Source organism: Ottowia caeni (genome assembly GCF_050821495.1).
GTDB classification, from domain to species: Bacteria; Pseudomonadota; Gammaproteobacteria; order Burkholderiales; family Burkholderiaceae_C; genus Ottowia; species Ottowia caeni.
In genome coordinates, this window is the sequence record NZ_CP151080.1 from 3,184,218 (window position 1) to 3,207,758 (window position 23,541).

Annotated in this window: 17 protein-coding genes and 1 pseudogene; 6 read left to right on the forward strand and 12 right to left on the reverse strand. The window is 59.9% G+C overall.

Features of this window, described 5'->3' with window-relative positions:
* The first annotated feature begins 47 nt into the window (after positions 1 to 47).
* Both AAAK34_RS15065 and AAAK34_RS15070 read left to right on the forward strand, forming a co-directional pair.
* The gene (locus tag AAAK34_RS15065; protein WP_431777450.1) at positions 48 to 413 is read left to right on the forward strand and encodes an ArsR/SmtB family transcription factor; all 366 of its coding nucleotides are present in this window, start codon (positions 48 to 50) and stop codon (positions 411 to 413) included.
* Positions 414 to 469: 56 nt separating this feature from the next.
* The gene (locus AAAK34_RS15070) at positions 470 to 658 is read left to right on the forward strand and encodes a hypothetical protein (RefSeq protein ID WP_431777451.1); all 189 of its coding nucleotides are present in this window, start codon (positions 470 to 472) and stop codon (positions 656 to 658) included.
* A gap of 35 nt (positions 659 to 693) precedes the next feature.
* Here AAAK34_RS15070 and AAAK34_RS15075 read toward each other — a convergent pair whose 3' ends face one another.
* The 7 genes and pseudogenes from AAAK34_RS15075 to AAAK34_RS15105 form a co-directional block, all read right to left on the reverse strand.
* Positions 694 to 1,143, reverse strand: a complete 450-nt coding sequence (locus AAAK34_RS15075) for a universal stress protein (RefSeq protein WP_231694499.1) — start codon at positions 1,141 to 1,143, stop codon at positions 694 to 696.
* Between the two features lie 82 nt (positions 1,144 to 1,225).
* Positions 1,226 to 1,974: pseudogene (locus AAAK34_RS15080) on the reverse strand (2OG-Fe dioxygenase family protein).
* A gap of 91 nt (positions 1,975 to 2,065) precedes the next feature.
* Positions 2,066 to 3,310, reverse strand: coding sequence for a VWA domain-containing protein (locus AAAK34_RS15085; RefSeq protein ID WP_231694498.1), 1,245 nt, complete (start codon positions 3,308 to 3,310; stop codon positions 2,066 to 2,068).
* Between the two features lies 1 nt (position 3,311).
* On the reverse strand, positions 3,312 to 4,214 hold the full coding sequence (locus AAAK34_RS15090) for an AAA family ATPase (RefSeq protein WP_231694497.1): 903 nt from the start codon (positions 4,212 to 4,214) through the stop codon (positions 3,312 to 3,314).
* 653 nt (positions 4,215 to 4,867) lie between these two features.
* On the reverse strand, positions 4,868 to 5,659 hold the full coding sequence (locus AAAK34_RS15095; RefSeq protein WP_231694496.1) for an FAD binding domain-containing protein: 792 nt from the start codon (positions 5,657 to 5,659) through the stop codon (positions 4,868 to 4,870).
* 14 nt (positions 5,660 to 5,673) lie between these two features.
* Complete coding sequence (locus AAAK34_RS15100) at positions 5,674 to 8,046, reverse strand: xanthine dehydrogenase family protein molybdopterin-binding subunit (RefSeq protein ID WP_231694495.1); 2,373 nt, start codon at positions 8,044 to 8,046, stop codon at positions 5,674 to 5,676.
* A gap of 11 nt (positions 8,047 to 8,057) precedes the next feature.
* On the reverse strand, positions 8,058 to 8,525 hold the full coding sequence (locus AAAK34_RS15105; RefSeq protein ID WP_231694494.1) for a (2Fe-2S)-binding protein: 468 nt from the start codon (positions 8,523 to 8,525) through the stop codon (positions 8,058 to 8,060).
* Positions 8,526 to 8,937: 412 nt separating this feature from the next.
* On the opposite strand from AAAK34_RS15105, the gene argA reads away from it, so the two are divergent.
* Entirely contained in the window at positions 8,938 to 10,284 is a 1,347-nt protein-coding gene (gene argA / locus AAAK34_RS15110) for an amino-acid N-acetyltransferase (RefSeq protein ID WP_231694493.1), read from the forward strand.
* 83 nt (positions 10,285 to 10,367) lie between these two features.
* On the opposite strand, the gene aceA is transcribed toward argA, so the two are convergent.
* On the reverse strand, positions 10,368 to 11,699 hold the full coding sequence (gene aceA / locus AAAK34_RS15115; protein WP_231694492.1) for an isocitrate lyase: 1,332 nt from the start codon (positions 11,697 to 11,699) through the stop codon (positions 10,368 to 10,370).
* A 338-nt stretch (positions 11,700 to 12,037) separates the two neighbouring features.
* Between aceA and AAAK34_RS15120 the strand changes: the two genes are divergently transcribed.
* Positions 12,038 to 13,138, forward strand: a complete 1,101-nt coding sequence (locus AAAK34_RS15120; RefSeq protein WP_231694491.1) for a DMT family transporter — start codon at positions 12,038 to 12,040, stop codon at positions 13,136 to 13,138.
* Positions 13,139 to 13,449: 311 nt separating this feature from the next.
* Positions 13,450 to 13,824 carry an SWIB/MDM2 domain-containing protein gene (locus AAAK34_RS15125; protein ID WP_231694539.1) on the forward strand — a complete coding sequence of 125 codons (375 nt, stop codon included), beginning with the start codon at positions 13,450 to 13,452 and terminating at the stop codon, positions 13,822 to 13,824.
* Positions 13,825 to 13,897: 73 nt separating this feature from the next.
* Here AAAK34_RS15125 and AAAK34_RS15130 read toward each other — a convergent pair whose 3' ends face one another.
* The 3 genes from AAAK34_RS15130 to AAAK34_RS15140 all read right to left on the reverse strand — a co-directional run bounded on the left by AAAK34_RS15130 (position 13,898) and on the right by AAAK34_RS15140 (position 18,095).
* On the reverse strand, positions 13,898 to 15,142 hold the full coding sequence (locus tag AAAK34_RS15130; protein WP_231694490.1) for an MFS transporter: 1,245 nt from the start codon (positions 15,140 to 15,142) through the stop codon (positions 13,898 to 13,900).
* 59 nt (positions 15,143 to 15,201) lie between these two features.
* The gene (locus AAAK34_RS15135) at positions 15,202 to 16,629 is read right to left on the reverse strand and encodes a coniferyl aldehyde dehydrogenase (RefSeq protein ID WP_431778030.1); all 1,428 of its coding nucleotides are present in this window, start codon (positions 16,627 to 16,629) and stop codon (positions 15,202 to 15,204) included.
* Between the two features lie 401 nt (positions 16,630 to 17,030).
* A complete protein-coding gene (locus AAAK34_RS15140; protein ID WP_231694489.1) occupies positions 17,031 to 18,095 on the reverse strand; it encodes an alkene reductase in 1,065 nt (354 codons plus the stop codon).
* Between the two features lie 401 nt (positions 18,096 to 18,496).
* Between AAAK34_RS15140 and arsA the strand changes: the two genes are divergently transcribed.
* Positions 18,497 to 20,251 carry an arsenical pump-driving ATPase gene (arsA, locus tag AAAK34_RS15145; protein ID WP_231694488.1) on the forward strand — a complete coding sequence of 585 codons (1,755 nt, stop codon included), beginning with the start codon at positions 18,497 to 18,499 and terminating at the stop codon, positions 20,249 to 20,251.
* A gap of 643 nt (positions 20,252 to 20,894) precedes the next feature.
* Here the strand turns inward: arsA and clpB are convergent.
* Positions 20,895 to 23,483, reverse strand: a complete 2,589-nt coding sequence (gene clpB, locus AAAK34_RS15150; protein ID WP_231694487.1) for an ATP-dependent chaperone ClpB — start codon at positions 23,481 to 23,483, stop codon at positions 20,895 to 20,897.
* Positions 23,484 to 23,541 lie beyond the last annotated feature (58 nt).

Here is a 23,541-nt window from a genome sequence, read left to right on the forward strand (position 1 = left end):
AACCGATGTAAACTGTATCGACTTTTCGGCAGATTGGAAGAAAGTTAGTGGCTTCTCTGGAAAAACTACCGCCCGAAGCTCTGGAACATGTGGCGAATTACTTTCGCGCACTTTCCGAAGCTACACGCCTGCGCATCCTGTCCAATTTGGGCACGGGAGAGATGAGCGTGGGAGAAATCGCGGAGAAAGTGGAATCGAGCACAGCCAATGTGTCTCGCCACTTGGCGCAAATGGCGCAGCATGGATTGGTGGCACGCGAAAGCCGTGGCAACAGCGCGTACTACCGCATCGTGGATCCGGCGGTCCAGGAATTGTGTGATCTGGTGTGCGGCAGCATTGCGCGCCGCTTTGATCAAGCCGCCAGCACCGGGGCGGCTTTTGTCAAGTCAGCCCCGCCCAGCGCGAAGCTTTAGGAGGCTATTGAACCTAGATCCGGCAGTTGACCGCTTGCAATCTTCAGGAAAGCCGCATGAACACTCGAATTCTATGCTCCGATAACGCTCACCCATTTGGTGAGAGCGCTACGCTCCCGATCAGGCCGCCCTCGGGCACGCTGGCGGCGTTGCTCCTCCTTGCAGGCACGAGCCTGCGGCGTCCTCACGCCTTGCCAGCGCACCCGATAACGACCTGCTCGGGCGCGTCCAACTGCCGGATCTAGGTTGAACCAGGGAGGCAACAGCCCCCCCGGCAGGCTTACTCTGTTGTTTCGCCGCGAACCACCAGAGTGTTGACCTTGGCATGGGACAGCACGCTCTGCGTGACGCTGCCGAGCACCAGTTTCTCCAGGCCACGGCGGCCGTGTGATCCCATGACCACCAGGTCAGCCCCAGCATTCTCGGCCGCCTCCAAAATGCCGCGCCAGACGGCATGCGATTCGACCACCCGCACTTCGGCTTGGATGCCTGCACCTGCCAGGCGTTCGCGGGCAGCGTCGATGGCGGAATTGGCTTCTGCGGTAGCGGCGCTGAGATACTGATCTTGGCCATAGGCAAAATCAGCGCCTACCCCGGTGAAGGGATAGGGATCAATCACATAGACCGCCGTGACGGCACTACCGAAGGCCTTTGCCAAGCCAGCCGCCTTGTCGACGGCGGCCATGGCGGTAGGTGATCCGTCTACTGGAATCAGAATGTGTTTGAACATGAATCGCTCCTTTGATGACTAATGAAAGGGGTGGCACAAATAGTCATTGTGCCGCCCGTGCTCGCCATCGACTTGATTCCGATCAAGTTTCGGGATCCAGAAAGCCTCGGGCTCGCAAGGTGATGACCAATGTATCCCTGTGTCCATGCCCCCTTCTACACTCGGTTGAATGGGGGTGGACTCATGGATCACGCGCCGATCATCGAGAAGCAGCAGGGACCATGGCTCACTCAGAGTAAAGCGCTTTCCATGAGGCCCTTCAAGTTCAAAGACGCGAGTTTCGCCGCCCTTGATGCCTTCGCGCGAGAGCAAAAATACAGCCACCAGGTCAACGCCATCACGATGCGCACCCTCGGGGGTTGGCCGCCCGATGCCGTCTGTGGTGTCAATTCGGAACTGATGTGCCTCCATGAACCAGGGTTGTTCGCCTCGGAGTTCGGAAGCAGTATGCGCCAGCCACCTGAGCAACGCGGACCATTCTGGCCTTGCCACCGTCTCGGCGGACATGGCCTCAAACCAGCGCTCCATGCCTCCGTGCAAGGCGTTGTAATCCAGCGGCTGCCAATGCGCCCTGTGAGGCACTGCGGTCACCTCATCGCCTTGAGCAACAAAAGAGGCATGGCGCCGTAACCGATAGCGGCCGCCGTCCTTGAGGTAGTGATCCGGGGCCAGATGCTCCCAGTCCTGGCTGATTTTCTCCAGCGCGGAAGCCGATACCCCTGCCAGCTTTCGCACAGAATCCGCCCCCAAGACGGCAAATCCATTTTGACGCAGTTCTTGGTTGAGTTGTTCCGGGGCGGTCAGTGGAGGCGACAGTGGGGTATGGGACATCATCCTAGAAACGGCAGTTGACCGCTTGCATCTTCAGGAAAAGCTCATGCATTCTAGCTTCCGGTGCTCCGATGATTCGCGGTGCGTGTCGCTATCGATTGCCAAGGAGCTTCGAGACAGCTGCGGCAAGCTCCTGCAGGCTGGCAAGATTGTGCACAGCGAGCATGCCGTCGCTTGCACGGTGAAGCTGCGCGGCTCCGCGCGCCAGCGGCGCATATCCGTCAAAGCGCAACAACGGGTTGAGCCACAGAATGCGCCGGCTGTGACGCTTGAGCCACTGAAGCTCTGTCGCCAACTCCTCGGGCTCGCCGGTATCCAGGCCATCGGTCACCATCAGCACCAGCGTTCGACGCCCGACCAACCTGCGCGCATGGTGGTGCCGCAATGCCGAAAGGCTCTGACCCAGTCGGGTGCCCCCTGCATAGTCGTGTATGGCAGTGCTGGCGGCTTCCAGCATGGCGTCGGTGTCGGTCAGGCGGAAGGCCGCGGTCAGATCGGTCAGGCGCGTGCCGAAAGCAAAGACATCTCGACGCACCTTCACGCCATGGGCCTGCCGCGTGGCCGCGTGCAAGAACGCCAGCATGAGGCGGGCATAGCGCTCCATGGAGCCTGAAACGTCCACGAGCAGCAACAGCGGCAAGGGCTGCCGGCGGCGCTGCAAATGGCGCAACGCCATCACCTCACCGCTGGTGCGCGCAGCTTCTCCCATGGTCCGTGCCCAGTGCAAGCGCGCCCCGCGTGAGCCGGCTCGAACGCGCCTGGATGGTACTTCCGGCATGGGAAGACGTACCTCCCTAACCAGGCGTTCGATCAGTCGGTACTCGCTGGCGGTCACCGCGTTGAAGTCCGCATGCTTGAGGCGCTGCAGATCGCTGGCCGTCATGGCGGCGTCAAAATCCAGCTCTTTATCTGGAGGGGCAAGAGGTGCCTGGCTGCCTGCCCGGTGCGGCGCCAGTGCCTCGCGCACACGAGGCCTCTGGCGCGGTGGCTCCGCCATGCCCTCGGCGCGGGGCAGCATTTGGGCCAACAGCTTGTTGGCGATCTCCGGATCGCGGAAGAAGACGTCGAACATCTCCCGAAAGACGGCACGATCCTGCTCACGACTGACCAGAACGGCCTCCAGCGCCCCGCCTACATCGAGTTTACGTTCGACACCCACCATTTGCAGCGCCTGTTGCGCCATCGAAATGCGCGAAGCATCTACCGGCACGCCGGCACGACGAAGCGCACGGCCAAAGGCGCTCAGGTTGCTGGCCAGCTTTCCTGCCCGAGCATCGCCAAGTATGGGCTGGCGGGGGCCTCTGCCCCTCGCAGGGGTGGCAACCAGGTTGACCATATCAAGTCTGGGCTGGTGCGAGTGCCTCTGCGATGACATCGCCCGAAAGCGCCGCCACATCTTCGCGTTGCTTGAAGAGTATGCCGGCCGTATCTTGCACCACTTCAGGGTCGAGGGTGAGTGTGTCAAGTGCGACCAGCGCCCTCGCCCACTCCACGCTTTCAGCAATGCCGGGCGCCCGCTGGAAGGCTTGCGGCATGGTGCGCAATCGGTGCACAAAATCGGCCACCTGAGCCGACAGCACAGGTCCGGCTTCGGGCACACGCGCCATCACGATGGACAGTTCGCGCTCGCGATCGGGGTAGTCCAGCCAGTGGTAGAGGCACCGGCGCTTCACGGCATCATGAAGCTCCCGGGTTCGGTTGCTGGTGAGAATGGTTACTGGCGTGCAAACCGCCTGCACCGTGCCCAGCTCGGGAATGCTGACCTGGTATTCCCCCAGGTATTCGAGCAGAAAGGCCTCGAAGGGTTCGTCGGCCCGGTCGATTTCGTCGATCAACAATACTGCGCCGGGGATAGGTGTCTGCAGTGCTTGCAGCAGCGGACGCTGGATCAGGTAACGGGGCTGGTAGACCTCGCGCTCTACATCTTCGGCTACGCCTCGGGACTCGGCCGCCCGCAGGTGCAGTAGTTGCGCGGCGTAGTTCCATTCGTACAAGGCTTCGCGCTGCTCGAGGCCGTCGTAGCACTGCAAACGCAACAGTTCGCGCTGCAGGACGGTCGAGAGTGCCTTGGCGAGTTCTGTTTTCCCAACGCCGGGTTCGCCCTCCAGAAGCAGGGGGCGTTGCAGCTTTAACGCCAGGAAGGCGGCGGTTGCCAGGCGGCGGTCTGCGAAGTAGCCTGCGCTTTCCAGGGCTTCGGACAGGGAGTCGATGCTGGAGAGGGGGTTGGGGGGTGAGGTCATGGGGGGATGATATGGGGTGCGGGTCTTGCAGATGGCTTAGGGGAATCGCCGTTCGGTGACCTTACGTTCCGGGGGAGATCGGTCTCCTCCGCCAGGTTACATGGATCTTGCGCATCTCGGTTGCCTGCTCTTGAATTGAGGTCGTAGGCCGGGATGTGCGCCCGGCAGCGCAGTTCCTTTTTTTGCTCCGCCAAAATAAGGAACCAAAAAAGGCGGACCCCACTTGCCGCCCTAGCCGGTCGCGTCCCTGCGCTTCGCTACGGGCAACCTGCGGTACTCACGCGAGGGGAGGCGCTCCGGAACTCGCTTTGCTCGCTTCGCTCTCGCCGCTCAAACATCCGGAGCGAGTCAGTTCACGAAGCAAGGGCATCTTGCAGTGCCCTTGCCCTCCCCTCGCGCTCCGTTCCTCGGCACGGCCAGAGGGGCAGGGAGACCCGACTCGGGCCATTGCTTCGCTCGGCCCTGGAAACCTGGGACCGCCAAGCTCCAGCTTGGCCTTCTTGCTCCCGGTGAGCGCTGCCGTTGCCAAGCTGGAGCTTGGCGGTCCCATGACAACTTGGCCGCCAGGAGAAGGCGCGCTAAAACCACTTCAAGCGATACCACTTGCTTCTCCCCGGCGCACCGGGGGCCGACCGGCCCCTGGAAAGCTCCAATCAGGATGTGCATGCCCTCACTGCGCGCTGGGCCATGACGCTGATGAGATGGGCGCGGTAGGCTGCGCTGCCGTGAAGGTCGCTGGAGAGATCGTCTGCATCGATCTTGACAGCGGCCGCGGCTTCCGGTGTGAAGCTGCTGGTAAGGGCTTGTTCGAGACCGGCGTGGCGGAAGACTCCGTTGCCGCCGCCTGTGACGGTCACGCGAACTCCCGCATCGGTCTGCGCAACGAATACTCCTATGAGTGCGAACAGGGAGGCAGGCTGCCTGAACTTCATGTACGCCGCGCGCCTGGGTGCGGGGAAGCTGATGGCGGTGATCAACTCGTCGTCCTGGAGCGCAGTGGCGAACATGCCCTGGAAGAAGTCGTCGGCCGGGATCTGGCGCTGTGTGGTGTGCACTGTGGCGCCTAAGCCCAACACTGCCGCAGGATAGTCCGCAGCCGGATCGTTGTTGGCGACGGAGCCCCCCAGGGTGCCCATGGCACGTACCTGCTTGTCGCCAATGCCGGCAGCGAGGTTCGCCAGCACAGGAATGGTGGCCCGGACGTCGGCGTGGGTCGCCACATCGGCATGGCGGGTCATGGCACCAATGACTATGGCGTTGCCTTCCTTGCGGATACCTGCCAGTTCCCTGACGGCACCAAGATCTACCAATTGCTCTGGAGCCGCCAGCCGCAGTTTCATGGAGGCCAGCAGCGTCTGGCCACCCGCCAGCGCCTTGCCTCCTGACTGAATGAGTTTCAGCGCGTCTGCTACTGCACTGGGGCGTTCAAAGGTGAATGCGTACATGTGGTTTGTCTCCTTCAGGCCTTGGCGTTCTGAATGGCCTGCCACACACGGTGCGGTGTGGCGGGCATGTCGAGGTCTTTCACACCCAAGTCCTTGAGCGCGTCGAGTACGGCGTTGATCACTGCGGGCGGCGAACCAATGGCCCCCGCCTCGCCACAACCCTTGCTCCCCAAGGGGTTGTGCGTGCAAGGCGTGCAGACGTGGCCCAGCTTGAACTGCGGGAAATCCGCTGCGCGCGGCATGGTGTAGTCCATGTAGCTGCCAGTGAGCAGCTGGCCACTTTCGGGGTCATAAACGCCATGCTCCATGAGCGCCTGCCCCATACCCTGCACCAGGCCGCCGTGCACCTGACCTTCGACAATCATCGGGTTGATGATGACGCCAAAGTCATCGACCGCACTGAAGCGATCCACCCTCACCACACCTGTGGCTGGGTCCACCTCGACCTCGCAGATGTAGGTGCCAGCTGGAAAGGTGAAGTTGGTCGGGTCGTAGAAGGCGGTTTCGTTCAACCCCGGCTCAAGCTTGTCCAGAGGGTAGTTGTGTGGCACATAGGCCGTAAGAGCTACCTGGGCAAAAGGGATCTTCTTGTCAGTGCCCTTGACTTTGAACTCACCTCCGGAGAACTCGATGTCTGCGTCGCTCGCTTCCATGAGGTGCGCGGCGATTTTCTTGGCCTTGAGTTCGATCTTGTCCAGCGCTTTCATGATGGCCGTTCCACCCACGCTGAGCGAGCGACTGCCATATGTGCCCATGCCGAAAGGCACGCGGCCTGTGTCGCCGTGCACGACATCGACTTGGCTCGGGTCGATTCCCAAACGCGCCGCAACGACTTGAGCAAACGTCGTCTCATGACCCTGGCCGTGGCTGTGCGAGCCGGTGAACACGGTCACGCTGCCAGTGGGGTGCACCCGGACTTCTCCACACTCAAACAGACCGGCTCGCGCACCCAACGCGCCCGCAATGTTTGAGGGTGCCAAGCCGCAGGCTTCGATGTAGCTGCTGTAGCCAATGCCACGCTTCAAGCCCTGGGCCTCGCTGGCTTGCTTGCGGGCTGCGTAGCCAGCCACGTCGGCCAACTGCTGCGCCTGATCCATGCAGGCGTGATAGTCGCCAATGTCGTACTGAAGCGCCACCGGGGTCTGGTGCGGGAACTCGGTAATGAAGTTGCGTTTGCGGATTTCGTCCTGACTCAATCCCAGCTCCCACGCGCAGCGCGTGACCAGCCGCTCGACAAGGTAAGTCGCCTCAGGCCGGCCTGCTCCGCGGTAGGCATCCACCGGGGCGGTGCTGGTGAACCAGCCGTCGACCTCGACATAGACCTGCGGCGTGTTGTACTGCCCTGCCAGCAGAGTTCCGTAAAGGATGGTGGGTACCGCGCTGGCGAAGGTAGAAAGATACGCACCCAGGTTCGCATGCGTATGCACACGCATGGCCAGGAACTTGCCGTCCTTGTCCATGGCCATTTCGGCGTGGCTGATGTGATCCCGGCCATGGGCATCCGTGACGAAGGACTCACTGCGCTCGGCTGTCCACTTGATCGCGCAGTTCAGCTGCTTGGCGGCCCAGGTCAAAGCTACATCTTCCGCATACAGAAAGATCTTGGAGCCAAAGCCCCCGCCAACGTCAGGCGCAATCACGCGCACCTTGTGCTCGGGCAGACCGAGCACAAAGGCTGTCATCAGCAAGCGCTCCACATGCGGGTTCTGGTTGGCCACATGAAGCTGATACTCGTCTGCCGCGCGGTTATAGGTGGCATTGGCCGCGCGCGGCTCCATGGCGTTGGGAATCAGGCGGTTATTCACCAGATCCAGCTTGGTCACGTGCGCCGCTCCCGCGAAAGCGGCATCGACCCCTGCCTTGTCGCCCAGGGTCCATTTGTAGCAGTGATTGTCGGGCGCCACGTCATGCAGCGCGGGTGCTTGCGCGGCGGTTCGCATATCGATCACGGCACCGAGCACGTCGTAATCCACCTGAACCGCTTCGGCCGCATTTTTGGCCTGCTCCAGCGAGTCTGCCACCACCATGGCCACCTGATCTCCTACGTAGCGAACCTTGCCTTGCGCCAGGATCGGGTGAGGAGGCTCCTTCATGGGAGATCCGTCAGGGTTGTTGATCAGCCAGCCACAAGGCAAGCCGTTCATCTTCCCTTCAATATCCTTCCCAGTGAAAATCTTCACCACGCCCGGCATCGCTTGCGCAGCGCTGATGTCCACACTTTTGACGATTGCATGCGCGTGCGGGGAACGAACGAACACCGCATAACGCTGCCGGAGATGGTTGATGTCGTCTGTGTACTGGCCGGCACCAGTGAGAAAGCGCTCGTCTTCCTTGCGCTTGAGGGATTCGCCGATGTGCGGCAGTTTGGCAAAGTCGTTGGCACCCATGTCGCGCTCCTTCATGCTTGCAGCGTGGCTTGCGCCTGCTGCACGGCTTTGACGATGTTCTGATAGCCGGTGCACCGGCACAGGTTGCCTTCGAGCAACTCACGAATCTCCGCTTCGCTGGCCTGGGGGTGATGCTTGAGAAGGTCAATGCTGCTCATCACCATGCCGGGGGTGCAGAACCCGCACTGCAGGCCATGACAGTCCTTGAATGCCGCCTGCACCGGGTGCATGGTGCCGTCGGGCGAAGCCACGCCTTCTATGGTGGTGACCTCCGCGCCCTGCATCTGCGCGGCCAGCACGTTGCAGGACTTGATGGAGCGTCCGTTGGCGATCACGGTGCAAGCACCACACTGGGCGGTATCGCAGCCCACGTGGGTACCCGTCATTTGCAAATGCTCTCGCAGCAATTGCACCAAAAGCGTGTTGGGGGGAACATCGGCCGAAACGGCTTGGCCGTTGACCTTCAGCTGAACCTGCATGAATTGTCTCCTTCGTGGGGCGTCTCGCCTCTTGGCTGGGCGAGCCTCTCATTCTTCAGAACCTGCCGCGGAAGGAAACTAGGAATAAACCCTAGGAGCCTGTCGAACTTGGAAGTCGCCGGCTCCAAGTCCGACATGCTCCAGTGCCCTGCTTCCCTCCGGGAGCCATGAGATTCTGATAATGACACAACCACGATGAAATACAACTGCGTTCAACAGTGCGCGCACTACTGAAGCCTGATCAAAGGCGCTCGTACCGAGACGTGGAGAACGCTCTTCAACATTCGCTCCGACTTGATGCGCGAAAATAACGGGATACTCCTAGAGCGCCGAAAGGCGCAAGGATCGCTGTACGTCGCCATTTCCGCGGAAGGGCTTCACGCAAGCACCTTTCCACACACTGCCAAATTGCATGTCCAACGTTTTCAATTTCACCTTTGTGCCCTGGTTTCGCGCCGTGGCCCCGTACATCCACATGCACAGGGGGAAGACCTTCGTGGTGGGAGTGGTCGGTGAGGCCATTGCCGCCGGAAAGTTGGGCTCCATCGCGACCGATCTGGCGTTGATCCAGAGCATGGGCGTGAAAATCGTGCTCGTGCACGGTTTTCGCCCGCAAGTGAACGATCAGCTTCGTGCCAAAGGTCAAGAGCCACGCTATTCGAATGGCATGCGCATCACTGATGAGGTGGCGCTTGATTCGGCTCAGGAGGCTGCTGGCCAATTGCGCTATGAAATCGAGGCGGCCTTCAGCCAGGGATTGCCCAACACGCCCATGGCGGGCGCCACGGTGCGGGTCATCTCCGGCAACTTCATTACTGCCCGGCCCATGGGGATCATTGACGGGGTCGATTTCAAGCACACCGGGGTGGTTCGCAAAATAGACGTCGCGGGCATTACACGCTCGCTGGATGCCGGCGCCCTGGTGCTGATCTCACCCTTCGGCTTCTCGCCCACGGGCGAGGCTTTCAATTTGGCCATGGAAGAGGTTGCCACCTCGGTCGCCATCGCGCTGCAAGCCGACAAACTCCTGTTCGTCACTGAAACGCCGGGCGTCCGCATTCGCCCCACTGAACCCGAGGCGGAAGACAACCCCATCGACACGGAACTGCCGCTGGCGGACGCCCAAGCCCTGATCGCGCGACTGCCGTCTCCCGAGGTACCGACCGACCCTAGCTACTACTTGCGCCATTGTGTGAGCGCGTGCGTGCACGGAGTAGAACGCAGCCACATACTGCCCTATGCAGTCGACGGCTCATTGCTGCTGGAAATTTACGTGCACGATGGTATTGGCACCATGGTGGTCGATGAGAAACTGGAAAGCCTGCGCGAAGCCACGTCGGACGACGTGGCAGGCATACTGCAGTTGATCGAGCCTTTCGAGAAGGATGGCACACTGGTCAAGCGCAGCCGCACCGAGATCGAGCGTGACATTGGCAACTACAGCATCGTCGAGCACGACGGCGTGATCTTCGCCTGCGCTGCGCTCTACCCTTACCCGGAAGCCAAGACCGGCGAAATGGCAGCCCTGACGGTATCACCACAATCGCAAGGCCAGGGGGATGGGGAAAAAATTCTGCGCCGGGTCGAGCATCGGGCCCGAGCCATGGGCTTATCCAGCATCTTTGTGCTGACCACGCGAACCATGCACTGGTTCATCAAACGCGGCTTCCAGCAGGTGGATCCAGATTGGCTGCCCGATGCACGCAAGCGCAAGTACAACTGGGATCGCAAGAGCCAGGTGCTGGTGAAGAAGCTTTAGGAGCCCCAAAAAAACAAGGCCCGAGGTCGTCACCGTCGGGCCTTGTTTTATTCAAAGGCGCCTGACAGGCGCCACGTTCGAGATCAGTGGAACTGCTCTTCTTCGGTCGAGCCTGTGAGGGCTTTGACGCTGGAAGAACCGCCTTGGATCACGGTGGTGACGTCGTCGAAGTAGCCTGCGCCGACTTCCTGCTGGTGGCTCACAAAGGTGTAGCCTTGTTCGCGCGCCTTGAACTCGGGCTCTTGCACCATGTTCACGTAGTGCTTCATGCCTTCGCCGCCAGCATAGGCCTTGGCGAATTCGAAGGTACGGTACCAGTTGACGTGGATGCCGGCCAGCGTAATGAACTGGTACTTGTAGCCCAGTGCCGAGAGTTCGTCCTGGAACCTGGCAATGGTGGCGTCGTCGAGGTTTTTCTTCCAGTTGAAGCTGGGCGAGCAGTTGTACGACAGCAACTTGCCTGGGCAAGCGGCATGCACAGCCTGAGCGAATTCACGGGCAAAGCCCAGATCAGGCGTGCCGGTTTCGCACCACACGAGATCAGCATAGGGCGCGTAGGCCACGCCACGGCTGATAGCCTGCTCCAGACCGTTCTTGACGCGGTAGAAACCTTCTTGCGTGCGCTCGCCGGTGAGGAAAGGCTTGTCGTTGGCGTCGTGGTCGCTGGTGATGAGGTTGGCAGCCTCGGCATCAGTGCGTGCCAGAACAATGGTGGGCACGCCCATGACGTCTGCAGCAAAGCGTGCGGCGATCAGCTTCTCGCAAGCTTCTTGCGTTGGCACCAGCACCTTGCCACCCATGTGACCGCATTTCTTGACAGCGGCCAACTGGTCTTCGAAGTGCACACCGGAGGCGCCGGAGGCAATCATGTTCTTCATCAGTTCGAACGCGTTGAGCACGCCGCCAAAGCCTGCTTCAGCATCAGCCACAATGGGCAGGAAGTAGTCTACGAACTCTTTGCTGCCGGGTTCGATGCCACGGCCCCATTGGATTTCGTCTGCACGTTTGAAGGTGTTGTTGATGCGGCGCACCATGGTGGGGACCGAGTCGTAAGCGTAGAGCGACTGGTCGGGGTACATGGTTTCGCTGGTGTTGCCGTCAGCAGCCACCTGCCAGCCGGAAAGATAAACAGCCTCCAGGCCGGCCTTAGCCTGCTGCATTGCCTGACCGGCGGTAATGGCGCCGAACGCGTTGACGTAGCCCTTCTTGGCATCGCCATTGATCAGGCGCCACAGCTTCTCGGCACCGCGGCGAGCCAGCGTGTGCTCAATTGGCACGCTGCCGCGCAGACGCACCACGTCGGCCGCGGAGTAACCACGCTTGATGCCTTTCCAGCGAGGATTGGAAGCCCAGTCTTTCTCCAGGGCAGCGATTTGTTGTTCGCGGCTGAGTTGCTCGGTAACGTTTTGAGGCATGAGAAGCTCCAGTGAGTTAAGTCAAAAATTCCGGGGGCTGGCAGACTTCGGGAACTGACCCGCTTATCTAGCCGTTGAACAAATCATAACTCTTATACAAGACCAAAAATCATTCTTATGTCTTATACAAGATAAAAATTTATTTATTTAAAAACAACAACTTAAAATTCAAATACCTCAATGTGAAATTAATTATCCCATATTGAGAAAAATTGCGGCGCCGCAACAATGACATTTTTCATATTGTGGTGTTGAAAATCAGTATGACGAAATTCCTTGCAACTCATGATGTCGTGGCTCCATGACACTGCCGAGAGCCCTGGCATGATTCGCCTGCCATGGATGCCCCTCTGCACACTGCCACGCCCAAGCTCGCCCTAGCCTACGGCTACCTCGCATTGTCGATGGCGCTTGTTGGGAGCTATGTCGCCCTTTCCAAACCACTCGCGGCGGTTTTTCCGGTTCTGCTGCTGGCTTGGCTGCGCTTTGGAATAGGGGTGCTCGCCATGCCCCACTGGTTGAATAAGCCCGCCGACGAACCCCCGTTGTCAGTGCACACCAAGTGGCTGTTGTTCCTGGAATCTTTTCTGGGCAACTTCCTGTTCACTCTTTGCATGATTTCCGGCGTGAAACTGACCACGGCCGTTTCCGCGGGCGTCATCATGGCGGCCATTCCAGCGGCGGTAGCGGTTTTATCCTGGGCCTTTCTGCGCGAACGTGTGCTGCCGCGGGTGTGGGCGGGCGTGGCTTGTGCGGTACTGGGCATTGGCCTTCTTTCGGTCGCCAATACGGATTCCAACCTCGGTGATCGAGGGGCACAAGGAAGCGCCCGGCCAGGAGCCTGTCGGACTTGGAGCGCCGAAAGCGAAAATGGGACCCAGCGAGGACAGTTTTTGCAGGATTCGCAGGCCCACGGCCAAGCCATGGATCAAGAAGACTGTGAAAAATGGACCGCTCCGGCCCATTTGCCGCCGGCGATTTCCAAGTTCGACAGGCTCCTGGGCAACCTGTTACTGCTGGCTGCGGTTTTCTGCGAAGCCAGTTACGCGGTGATCGGCAAGAAGTTGACGGGCAGCCTGGGGCCACGCCGAATCACAGCCATCATCAACCTGTGGGGGTTCACGCTCACCTTACCCTTCGGGCTATGGCTGGCATGGGGGTTTGACTTTGCTTCGGTGTCCACTGAAATCTGGCTGCTGCTGGTGTTCTATGCCCTGGCGGCATGCATGTGGTCCGTCTGGCTATGGATGAAGGGCCTGAAGAGCGTGCCCGCCTCCCAGGCGGGGGTTTTCACCGTCATGCTTCCTGTCAGCGCGGCGCTTGTCGGAGTGACGGTGCTGGGGGAGCGGCTTGGCGGAATCCAGTTGCTGGCATTCAGCGCTGCGCTGGCTGGGGTTGTGCTGGCGACGTGGCCTTCGGGTAGATCAGCTACTCGCTGAATCCCATCTAACGGCATTGAACCACCACTGCCAGCCCACTCCCATCTCCTCAATGCGTGCCTTTTTCACCGAGGTGCGCGCCATCGAAAAATTCGTCGCAAACTCCTCGAATACGCGAGGTCCGTTCCCCCCGAGGGGCCCTTTTTGTCTCGGGGCGCCCCAGCGACAGAAAAAAGCAACATTCCACAGGGGAAAAGGACAGTTTCCTCTTGGAAGGGTGCTACTTATCCAGTAGCATGACGTTCAGCCTGCAAGGTGCGTGCACTACGCCGGCAAAATGTCTCCCAATTCCAAACAAAGAGGATCCAATCATGGCAACTGCAAAGAAAGCGCCTGCAAAGGCTCCAGCCAAGAAAGCCGCTGCGCCTGTGAAGGCAGCCGCGCCAGCCAAGAAGGCAGCCGCACCGGCCAAGAAAGCCGCCGCTCCCGCCGCGAAGCGCACTCCTAACGCAGCGTTCATGAAAGCCATGACGCCTAGCGCTGAACTCGCCGCCGTGATCGGCAGCAAGCCCGTGCCACGCACTGAAGTGACGAAGAAGGTCTGGGAATACATCAAGGCCAACAAGCTGCAAGACAATGAGAACAAGCGCAACATCAACGCCGACGCCAAGCTGAAGCCGATTTTCGGCAAACCGCAAGTGACGATGTTCGAGATGACCAAGCTCATCAACGCCCATCTGTCCTGATGCCTTCGCCCTCCGGGCAACAAAAAGCCGGCTCGCGTAGCCGGCTTTTTGTTGCCCGGAGGGCTAGTGTTCTTCAGGCCACCACAGGCAACGGTGTGCGCCGCGCCCGCCCCACATTGAATGCACTCGCTATCAACACAGCCTGCGTGATGGCCAGAACCACCCAAAGGGTCTGGAACTCGCCACGATCCATCAGTGCGCCGAAAACCAGGGGCATCAAGGCTTGCCCGATATCCAGGCCCGAGTACACCACACCGTAGACGCGGCCAGAGGCATTGGGCGGCGTTGAGCGCTTGACCAGCATGTCACGCGATGGGCCGGCACTCCCGGCCGCCAAGCCCATGATGCCAAAAAGCACTGGCACCATCCAGGCGGGGAAGTCCCCGAATGCGATCAACAGGGAAATACAGACCACGATACCAAATCCGATGCCCACAATGCGCTCGCAGCGCTCAGGATTGGTCACCAGAAAGCCACCCAGCACCATTCCGCTGGCTGCGGTCAGCATGTAGATCGTCAGACACATGGCCACCCATGCGGGAGGAACGGCATGCAATTGCCCTGCGGCAGCGGGTGCAAAAGTTTGCACAGCGCTGAGCGCCGCAGCGTAGAAAAAGAAGAAACCAAAGCACATCCAGACTGCCGGAATCGCCAGGAAGTCAAAGCGCCCTTCCTTCGCTACGTCACCTTGCTGCACCGGAGTGGGCGCCATGGAAAGATACAGGCGTTCCCGGTACACCACGACCAGGCCCAGCACGAACAGAATCAGGCAACCGGCCGCCACCAGCGCCACTCGCCAAGAGTAAGTAATAGCCAAGGGCACCAGCATGGCTGGCGCCAAGGCCCAACCCAGACTGCCCGTGACTCCGTGAATGCTGTAGGCATGACCCAGCCTTGCCGAACTAACCTTGCGGTTGATCAGGGTGTAGTCCACCGGGTGGAAGACGCCGTTACCAATTCCGGCCACCACGGCGAAAAGCATGAGCATCAAGTAGCTGGTGCTGGCCGCGAATCCGAACGCCGCGCAGCCCAGTAGCGCCAAGCCCCCAAAGAGAATCGGGCGAGGACCAAACCGGTCTACCAGAAAGCCTGAGGTGGTTTGAACTCCGCACGACACCACGAAGAACACGGTCATCAGGAAACCCAGCTCAGCGTAGCTGACACCGAACGCCGTCTTCAGCCAGGGGAAAAGCGGCGCAAGCAGCAACTGGCTGTAATGACTGACCGCATGCGCCACACCAACCAGACCGATGACGGCAGCATCGTTCTTCCAAGGCACGGGCGCGGAAAAGGCTGCGGATTCTGATGTCTGAGTCATGATGCAATGCTACGCGAATGCAGGAGATTTGGCTGTTCGACCGCCGCGGAGGCTGGCGATCAAAGCAGCTTTCTGATCCAGCCCATCACTCGATGGAAACGCTGGCCGTACGGCGGATAGAGCAGTTGGCCTTGCGCCCAACGCGATTGAAGCAGCACGCTTTTCTGATGGGTGAACCGGAGAAAGCCCGTCTCACCGTGGTAGGCACCCATGCCGCTCTCTCCTATTCCGCCAAATGGCAGGCGCTCATGGGCCACATGCAGCAGGGTATCGTTCACCGTCACGCCCCCGCTCACTGTACCCTGCAGCACTTGATTGAGGGCACGCTGGTCTGATCCGAACCAATATAGCGCCAATGGCCGCGGCCCGGCATTGATCGAAGCCAGGACGTGTTCCAGGCGGTCATAAAGCAGCACCGGCAAGATCGGGCCAAAAATCTCTTCCTGCATGAGTCGCATGCCGGAATGCGCTTCAAAAACAAGTGCAGGACGCATCTGCCGACCCGAATTTGGCGCGCCGCCTTGGGAAGTGCCCGCTTCCTCGATTCTTCCGCCCTGCGCCCTGGCATCATCTATCAGCGCGAGCAGTCGCGCATGATGGCGCTCCGTCACTATGGCTGCGTAGTCAGGGTTGCCATTGATCGTAGGAAACAGCCGATCGACAGCCTTCCGATATGCGGCTGTAAACGCCGCCTCACTGGCGCGCGGCAATAGAAGGTAGTCTGGTGCAATACATGTCTGGCCTGCATTGAGCAGCTTGCCGTGCGCAATTTTCAGAGCTGCGGTCTCCAGATCAGCACAAGAAGCGTCAACGATGCAAGGCGACTTGCCGCCCAGTTCCAGCGTAATCGGAGTCAGGTTGGCTGCCGCAGCTTGAGCCACCTTGCGACCCACCCCCGTAGACCCCGTGAAGAACAGATGATCAAACGGCAGTGCGGCGAACTCGGCGGCTACGTCTGCGCCACCCTGCACCACGGCAAATTCTTCGGCAGTGAAGTACTTGGCCACGAGCTCGGCGAGCAACGAAGAAGTCCGGGGAGTGATTTCACTAGGCTTGAGCATCACACGGTTGCCCGCCGCAAGCGCGGTGGCCGCAGGGCCCAACGTCAGCTGGATTGGATAGTTCCATGGCCCGATGATGCCCACCACACCCAGTGGCTGCCGCTCAATCCGTGCTCGGGCGGGCTGCAGATAGATCGGGGTAGGCACGCTTCTAGGCTTGCTCCAGCGCACAAGATGGCGCTTCAAGTCACCCATGGTGGCGCGTAGCACGACGAAGTCTGCCACCTCAGTCAGTGCGGTGCCCCGCCCACCAAAATCAGCGTTGACCGCATCCGCAAGATTCACCCCGTGCTCATTGACCAGTTTCTCAAGCAAGCTGAGCCGACGACGGCGCTCCTCTATAGGCACCGCAGGGGCCGAGCGGCTTGCGTGGAACTGGCGATCGAAAATGTCGCGCAAGGGTGCTGAATCTGTCATACCAGACATGATAGAGAAGTCTTGGAGCATGTTCAGAGCCTCAGCGCGAGGGCTGTTGTGTCTGTTGCACGACTCGCCAAAATCCGTGGATGCAAGCGCACTGATGGGCCCTGGTCTCGAGCCGCAGCTTAACCTCAGGAACTTGTCGCCTAGCTGCGGAGCTCACTGTGTAGATACCGGGCTGGAGGCTTCTGAACCTGCCAACCCGACTGCGCATGTCGAATGTTGGCATCTGGATCAGACCGCGAATTCACGCTCGCGGCCAGATGCAGTCACTTGCTAATGACTCCTCACAAGCTCGTGATGGCGCAGACCAATCGGTAGGCGCCAACGATTCACAGCTTCGCAAGACCGAAGTTCACAGCTTTAGGCATACCGTGGCTCGCCTCTTCGATCTTAGGGGCTCTGATTTACGCGACCTGTAGTGTCGGGTAGTCCGTGTAGCCGTTGGCACCACCTGCGTAGAACGTGTTGGAGTCAGGCGCGTTCAGCGGTGCCTTGGCCTTGATGCGTGCGGGTAGGTCCGGGTTGGCCAGGAAAGCGGTGCCAAAAGCCACAGCATCGAGCTTGCCTTCAGCAATGGCGGCCTCGGCTTCTTCAGCGCTGTAGCCCATGTTGCCCACCAGCACGCCCTTGTAATTCTCACGCGCTACGGGTATGACATCGGCCTTCTGCACGTCTGCGAAGTCGGCTCGCATCACATGCAGGTAGGCTAGCTTGAAGGCATTGAGCTTGTCGGCCAGGAAGCCGATGAGGGCCAGTGGATCACTGTCCTTCATGCTGTTGTAGCTGTTGAGCGGCGACAGGCGCAGACCCACACGCTCGGAACCGATGGCCTGGGTAACGGCGGTGAGTACCTCGAACAGCAAGCGTGCACGGTTTTCCAGCGAGCCACCATAGGCATCGGCACGCTGGTTGGGCGTGTCGCGCAGGAACTGGTCGATCAGGTAGCCGTTGGCGCCGTGCACTTCCACACCATCAAAGCCGGCCGCAATGGCGTTGCGTGCGCCTTGGGCAAACGCCTCCACGATGCCGGGAATCTCTTCGACGGTCAGCGGGCGGGGCACCGCGTGCGGCACCTTACCTTGGGGCGTGTGGATCTCGCCCTCGATGGCAGTGGCGCTGCTGGAAACAATGGGGGCGCCATCGACGGCGCCGGGGTAGGCTGCGCGGCCAGCGTGCCAGATCTGCACGAAGATGCGTCCGCCCTTGGCGTGCACGGCGTCGGTCACCTGCTTCCAGGCTGCAATCTGCGCGTCGTTGTAGATGCCAGGATCATTGATGAAGGCCGATGTGCCGGGCGCCACCATGGTGCATTCGGAAATCAGCAGACCGCCAGTGGCACGCTGGCTGTAGTACTCGGCCATCAGCGCGTTGGGCATATGGCCAGCGTCGGCACGGGTGCGGGTCAGCGGTGCCAGAATGATGCGGTTGGGAAGTGTGAGGGAGCCGACTTGAAGCGGATTGAAAAGCATGCTGATGAAAACCCTGTTTGCTTGAACGGAAAACTGTGTTAAAGGTAACAGTTTACGAATAATCGGACTTTGGCAGGGTCACTTAAGACTGCGTTAGCACGGCGGGTGCTTTTGCCTTCAACGCACGATGCAGTGGATACCCTTGGAGTCGGCTTGTCGTGACACTTCGCGATCACCCACGAACAAGATCTGGCCCCCTCAGCGCCGCGCTCAACAGCGACAGTCATTGATCGCCGGTAATCGTAAATAGCTAGTCTGCTCGCCCATCCGTTCGACTGAAAAAGTATTGTGGTTGATGGCAAACTAATCCATGCAGGCGGCGTTCCAGGTCACCTCGAGATTCAAGTCTTGCTCGCCTGAAGTCACAGGCTTGCGTATAGCCAACACGTCCATCACATCCGATGAAGCTGCTTTCCAACCCCACCCGCTACGTATTTTTCACAGGCAAGGGAGGCGTCGGCAAGACATCCTTGTCCACAGCCACGGCCATCCAACTCGCAGACGCGGGTCTGCGCGTTCTGTTGGTCAGCACAGACGCGGCCTCGAACCTGGACGAGATGCTCGGCGTTCCCCTACGAAACTCGCCGACGCCCGTACCCGGCGTGCCTGGCCTGTCGGTTCTGAACATCGACCCGGATGTGGCGGCAGAGAGCTACCGTCAGCGAGTGCTATCGCAGATGGAAGGCAGCAGCACTGAGCAAGAGCGTGAGACGGTTCGTGAACAGCTCTCAGGTGCTTGTACCACTGAGATCGCGTCGTTCGACGAGTTCTCCAGCCTGTTGAGTGACGGCGCGGCAAGCTATGACCATGTGGTGTTCGATACCGCCCCGACTGGCCATACCTTGCGCTTGCTCAGCTTGCCTAAGGCGTGGAGCGGCTTCCTCAAGGACAACGACCGGGGCGCTTCTTGCCTGGGGCCGCACTCCGGGCTGAAGATGCAAGAGGCGCGTTTCAATGCGGCTCTGGCCGCACTGAGCGATGCCACGCAAACGACCGTCGTGCTGGTGGCACGGGCCGACAAGGGCGCCTTGACCGAGGCTGCTCGCACATCGGGCGAGTTGCGAGAACTGGGGCTGCGACAGCAGCACCTGGTGGTGAACGGAGTATTTCGCGCGACCGCCCCGGGAGACGCGGTTGCCGATGCCCTGGCAGCATTGAACCAGCAAGCTCTCGACAGCATGCCGGAGGCGCTCAAGGCACTGCCACAAATCACCGTGCCCTTGCGCGCCTTTGACACCGTCGGTTTGGCAGCACTGCGTGCACTGCTCGACGATGAAGCTGCGCGAGCATTGATCCCCGCCCCAGATGCGAACCCAGAAAACTGGGCTGCCGATGGTCTACAAAAGTTGGTCGATGAACTGGCGGCGGCTGGCAAGGGGCTCATCATGGTGATGGGCAAAGGTGGCGTCGGCAAGACAACCATCGCGGCAGCCTTGGCGGTGGGCCTGGTGCGGCGTGGTCACGCCGTGCATCTGAGCACCACCGATCCGGCCGCCCATCTGGCTTCGACACTGGAAGGGCAACTCCCCGGATTGGAAGTGAGCCGCATTGACCCGAAGCTGGAGACACAACGCTACATAGACAAGATCATGGCCTCGCGTGGGACCGGACTTAACGAACAGGAGAAGGCGCTATTGCTTGAAGACTTGCAGTCGCCTTGCACGGAAGAAGTCGCTGTGTTTCATGCGTTTTCACGAACCGTGTCTTCAGCACGTAGCGCATTTGTGGTGCTCGACACTGCACCAACCGGGCATTCACTGTTGCTGATGGACGCCACAGGGGCCTACCACCGTCAGATGACCCGTGAGTTTGAAGGCAAGTCTGCAGCCCATGTGGTCACCCCTTTGATGCGCCTGCAGGACCCCAACTACACCCGCATCATTCTCGTGACATTGCCTGAAACTACCCCAGTTTCACAGGCCGCGGCATTGCAGGAAGACCTCCGCCGGGCCCGGATTGAGCCCTACGCATGGGTAGTGAACAAATCCATTCTGGCCACTCACACGCGGGACCCGGTTCTGAGGGCGAGGCTCCAGGGGGAGCGCCTACAGCTTGCGCGCATCGCTGCCGGCCTTGCCAAGAACACATATACCGTCCCCTGGACAGCCAAACCACCGGTCGGACTGGATGGGCTTGAGCGACTGCTTGAATCTTGAATTGTATCGGGTGGTCGGCTGAACTGTTACGCATTACTGGCACTCGGCGGCACGCTCTGGATGTCGGTTCCCGCCTTCAGAGGCGCTATCAGTACTTGATCGCTCACCGGCCGCAGCCGCGACAGGACCGACTTCTGGCGTGGCAGGTTCAGGCTAATTCTGTTGAAAAACTCCCTGCCTCCGATTTAGCAATGTTATCGGGGGTGCCTTACCCCTTCACGCATGTGAGATCGTCGATTCTGGGGCGATCTGAGAGGTCGATTTTTCTATGACCGCAGAGTGCTGGGTAATTTCCGAGTTTTCAACAGAATAGGCCGGGGAGCGCAACTTCGATAGAAGTGCCTATAGCGGACGTTCAACCAAGGCGGCAAATCAGCCTATAACTGCTTTCGGGGACGCCGGTGGAATGGAGCTATCGGCCAGAAGTGGATGAAAGCTCCAGCAGACAGAATGTCATTTTTGGCCAGATTTTGCACTCAGGGCTTCGGCACCTAACCCTTTTTGGGAATAGTTCATTGAACCGCTGGCTGAGGCACGCAATAACGCCTTGCCGGAGTACTTTTCCCAAGATTCTGAAAATCGCTACAGCGAGCCTTCCCCTTGCATTGCGCAGAGGAAGGCTCACGTGATCAGGCCCTAAACCTTATGCCGTGAACTTGAACACACCGGGTTGGGTGATCGGGTCCACGGTTACGGAGATCTCAGACTTCGGCGGGAACTTGCCTTCCAACAGCAGCTTGGAAAGCGGGTTCTCGATGCGTTGCTGGATCGCGCGCTTGAGCGGACGGGCACCAAACACAGGGTCGAAGCCCACCTTGGCCAGCTCAGAGACCGCCTGGTCAGAGACCTGCAGATGCAAGTCCATTTTCTCCAACCGTTCCGCGAGCGTTTTCAACTGAATACGCGCGATAGATCCGATCTGCGAGGCATCCAGGCCGTGGAATACCACGATCTCGTCAATGCGGTTCAGGAACTCAGGACGGAAGTGGTTCTTCAGCTCTCCGAACACTGCATCTTTGACGTCATCGTACGGCTGGCCTGCCATGCTCTGGATCATGGGTGAGCCGATGTTGCTGGTCATGATGAGCACGGTGTTCTTGAAGTCCACCGTCCGACCCTGGCCGTCGGTCAGGCGACCATCGTCCAGCACCTGTAGCAGCACGTTGAACACGTCCGGGTGCGCTTTCTCGATTTCATCGAACAGCACTACGCTGTAGGGTTTGCGCCGCACTGCTTCAGTCAGGTAGCCGCCTTCGTCGTAACCCACGTAGCCTGGAGGCGCGCCAATCAGCCTTGCCACGCTGTGCTTTTCCATGAACTCGCTCATGTCGATGCGGATCATGTGGTCCTGGCTGTCGAAGAGGAAGCCTGCCAAGGCTTTGGTCAGCTCTGTCTTGCCAACGCCTGTAGGGCCCAGGAACAGAAAGCTGCCCAGCGGACGGTTGGGGTCACTCAGGCCCGAGCGGGAACGACGAATGGCGTTGGCAACGGCGTTGATGGCCTCATCTTGCCCCACCACACGTTGGTGCAAAGCGCCTTCCATGTGCAGCAGCTTCTCCCGCTCGCCTTCCATCATCTTGCTGACGGGGATACCGGTGGCGCGGCTCACCACCTCTGCAATTTCCTCCGCACCCACCTGAGTGCGCAAGAGTTGAGGCGTGGTTTTCTCGCGCTTGCCTTCGCTGGCCTGGGCTTCCTTGAGCTGCTTCTCCATTGCAGGCAGTTTGCCGTACTGGAGTTCGGCCACCTGGTTGAAGTCTCCCTTTCGGGTAGCCTCCTGAATCTGGAACTTGATCTGGTCAATTTCCTTGCGCAACTGTTCGCTGCCTTGGGCGTTGGCCTTTTCAGCTTTCCAGATTTCTTCCAGGTCGGCGTATTCTTTTTCGAGTTTGCCGAGGTCTTCCTCAATCAGGGCCAGGCGTTTCTGGGAAGCCTCGTCTTTTTCCCTCTTGACGGCCTCGCGCTCGATCTTGAGCTGGATCATGCGACGGTCGAGCTTGTCCATCACCTCAGGCTTGGAGTCAATCTCGATCTTGATCTTGGCCGCGGCCTCGTCGATCAGGTCGATCGCCTTGTCGGGCAGGAAGCGGTCTGTGATGTAGCGCGCGCTCAGTTCGGCCGCGGCCACAATGGCCGGGTCGGTAATGTCGACGCCGTGGTGAATTTCGTATTTTTCCTGCAGGCCGCGCAAGATGGCAATGGTGTCTTCCACACTGGGCTCGCCCACCAGAACCTTCTGGAAGCGCCTTTCCAGGGCCGCGTCTTTCTCGATGTACTTGCGGTATTCGTCGAGCGTGGTGGCACCGACGCAATGCAACTCTCCGCGCGCGAGTGCAGGCTTGAGCATGTTGCCGGCGTCGATAGCGCCCTCTGCCTTGCCAGCGCCCACCATGGTGTGCAACTCATCGATGAAAAGAATGATCCGCCCTTCTTCGGCGGCCACTTCCTTGAGCACGGATTTCAGGCGCTCCTCGAACTCTCCGCGGTACTTCGCGCCAGCCAGCAGGCCAGCCATGTCTAGCGACAGAACCAGCTTGTCTTTCAGAGTGTCGGGCACTTCACCGGCCACGATGCGCTGAGCAAGCCCTTCAACGATGGCGGTCTTGCCCACGCCCGGCTCACCGATCAGCACGGGGTTATTTTTGCTGCGGCGCTGCAAAACCTGAATGGTTCGGCGAATTTCGTCGTCGCGGCCGATCACGGGATCCAGCTTGCCCAGGCGGGCGCGCTCGGTCAGATCAATGGTGTATTTTTTCAGCGCCTCACGCTGAGACTCGCCTTCTGGCGAATCCATGGTCTGCCCACCGCGCACTGCGTCAATAGCGGCCTCCAGGTTCTTGCGGGTAAGACCGCTTTCCTGTGCAATTCGGCCTACTTCACCCTTGGCATCCGCGAGTGCGAGCAAAAACAACTCGGCCGCAATGAACTGGTCGCCGCGCTTGATGGCTTCCTTTTCAGTGGCTTGAAGCAGCTTGTTGAGCTCCGGCCCCACGGAAACCTGTTCTTGCCCTTGAACGCTAGGCAAGCGTTTGATGGCCGCCTCGGCCTCTTGAGACAGGCGGCCAACGTTCACGCCGGCGCGCTGCAGAAGCGCTTTGGGCCCCTCCTGCTGACGGAGCATGGCCGCAAGCACATGCACGGGTTCGATATAAGCGTTGTCGTTTCCCAGGGCCAACGACTGGGCATCGCCCAGGGCCTCCTGAAATTTAGTAGTGAGTTTGTCCAATCGCATGAATAACCTCCAATTGATGGTGCAGGTGAGGGCCCACGGCCAAGCTTTCAAGAGTTGG

Bases quoted from the DNA above. Each gene is read 5' to 3' on its own strand.
- AAAK34_RS15135 (WP_431778030.1), bottom strand. From the start codon at position 16,629: ATGTCTGGTATGACAGATTCAGCACCCTTGCGCGACATTTTCGATCGC.
- AAAK34_RS15085 (WP_231694498.1), bottom strand. From the start codon at position 3,310: ATGGTCAACCTGGTTGCCACCCCTGCGAGGGGCAGAGGCCCCCGCCAG.
- AAAK34_RS15120 (WP_231694491.1), top strand. From the start codon at position 12,038: ATGGATGCCCCTCTGCACACTGCCACGCCCAAGCTCGCCCTAGCCTAC.
- AAAK34_RS15070 (WP_431777451.1), top strand. From the start codon at position 470: ATGAACACTCGAATTCTATGCTCCGATAACGCTCACCCATTTGGTGAG.
- arsA (WP_231694488.1), top strand. From the start codon at position 18,497: ATGAAGCTGCTTTCCAACCCCACCCGCTACGTATTTTTCACAGGCAAG.
- clpB (WP_231694487.1), bottom strand. From the start codon at position 23,483: ATGCGATTGGACAAACTCACTACTAAATTTCAGGAGGCCCTGGGCGAT.
- AAAK34_RS15090 (WP_231694497.1), bottom strand. From the start codon at position 4,214: ATGACCTCACCCCCCAACCCCCTCTCCAGCATCGACTCCCTGTCCGAA.
- aceA (WP_231694492.1), bottom strand. From the start codon at position 11,699: ATGCCTCAAAACGTTACCGAGCAACTCAGCCGCGAACAACAAATCGCT.
- AAAK34_RS15125 (WP_231694539.1), top strand. From the start codon at position 13,450: ATGGCAACTGCAAAGAAAGCGCCTGCAAAGGCTCCAGCCAAGAAAGCC.
- AAAK34_RS15105 (WP_231694494.1), bottom strand. From the start codon at position 8,525: ATGCAGGTTCAGCTGAAGGTCAACGGCCAAGCCGTTTCGGCCGATGTT.
- AAAK34_RS15100 (WP_231694495.1), bottom strand. From the start codon at position 8,046: ATGGGTGCCAACGACTTTGCCAAACTGCCGCACATCGGCGAATCCCTC.
- AAAK34_RS15140 (WP_231694489.1), bottom strand. From the start codon at position 18,095: ATGCTTTTCAATCCGCTTCAAGTCGGCTCCCTCACACTTCCCAACCGC.
- AAAK34_RS15075 (WP_231694499.1), bottom strand. From the start codon at position 1,143: ATGTTCAAACACATTCTGATTCCAGTAGACGGATCACCTACCGCCATG.
- argA (WP_231694493.1), top strand. From the start codon at position 8,938: ATGTCCAACGTTTTCAATTTCACCTTTGTGCCCTGGTTTCGCGCCGTG.
- AAAK34_RS15095 (WP_231694496.1), bottom strand. From the start codon at position 5,659: ATGTACGCATTCACCTTTGAACGCCCCAGTGCAGTAGCAGACGCGCTG.
- AAAK34_RS15130 (WP_231694490.1), bottom strand. From the start codon at position 15,142: ATGACTCAGACATCAGAATCCGCAGCCTTTTCCGCGCCCGTGCCTTGG.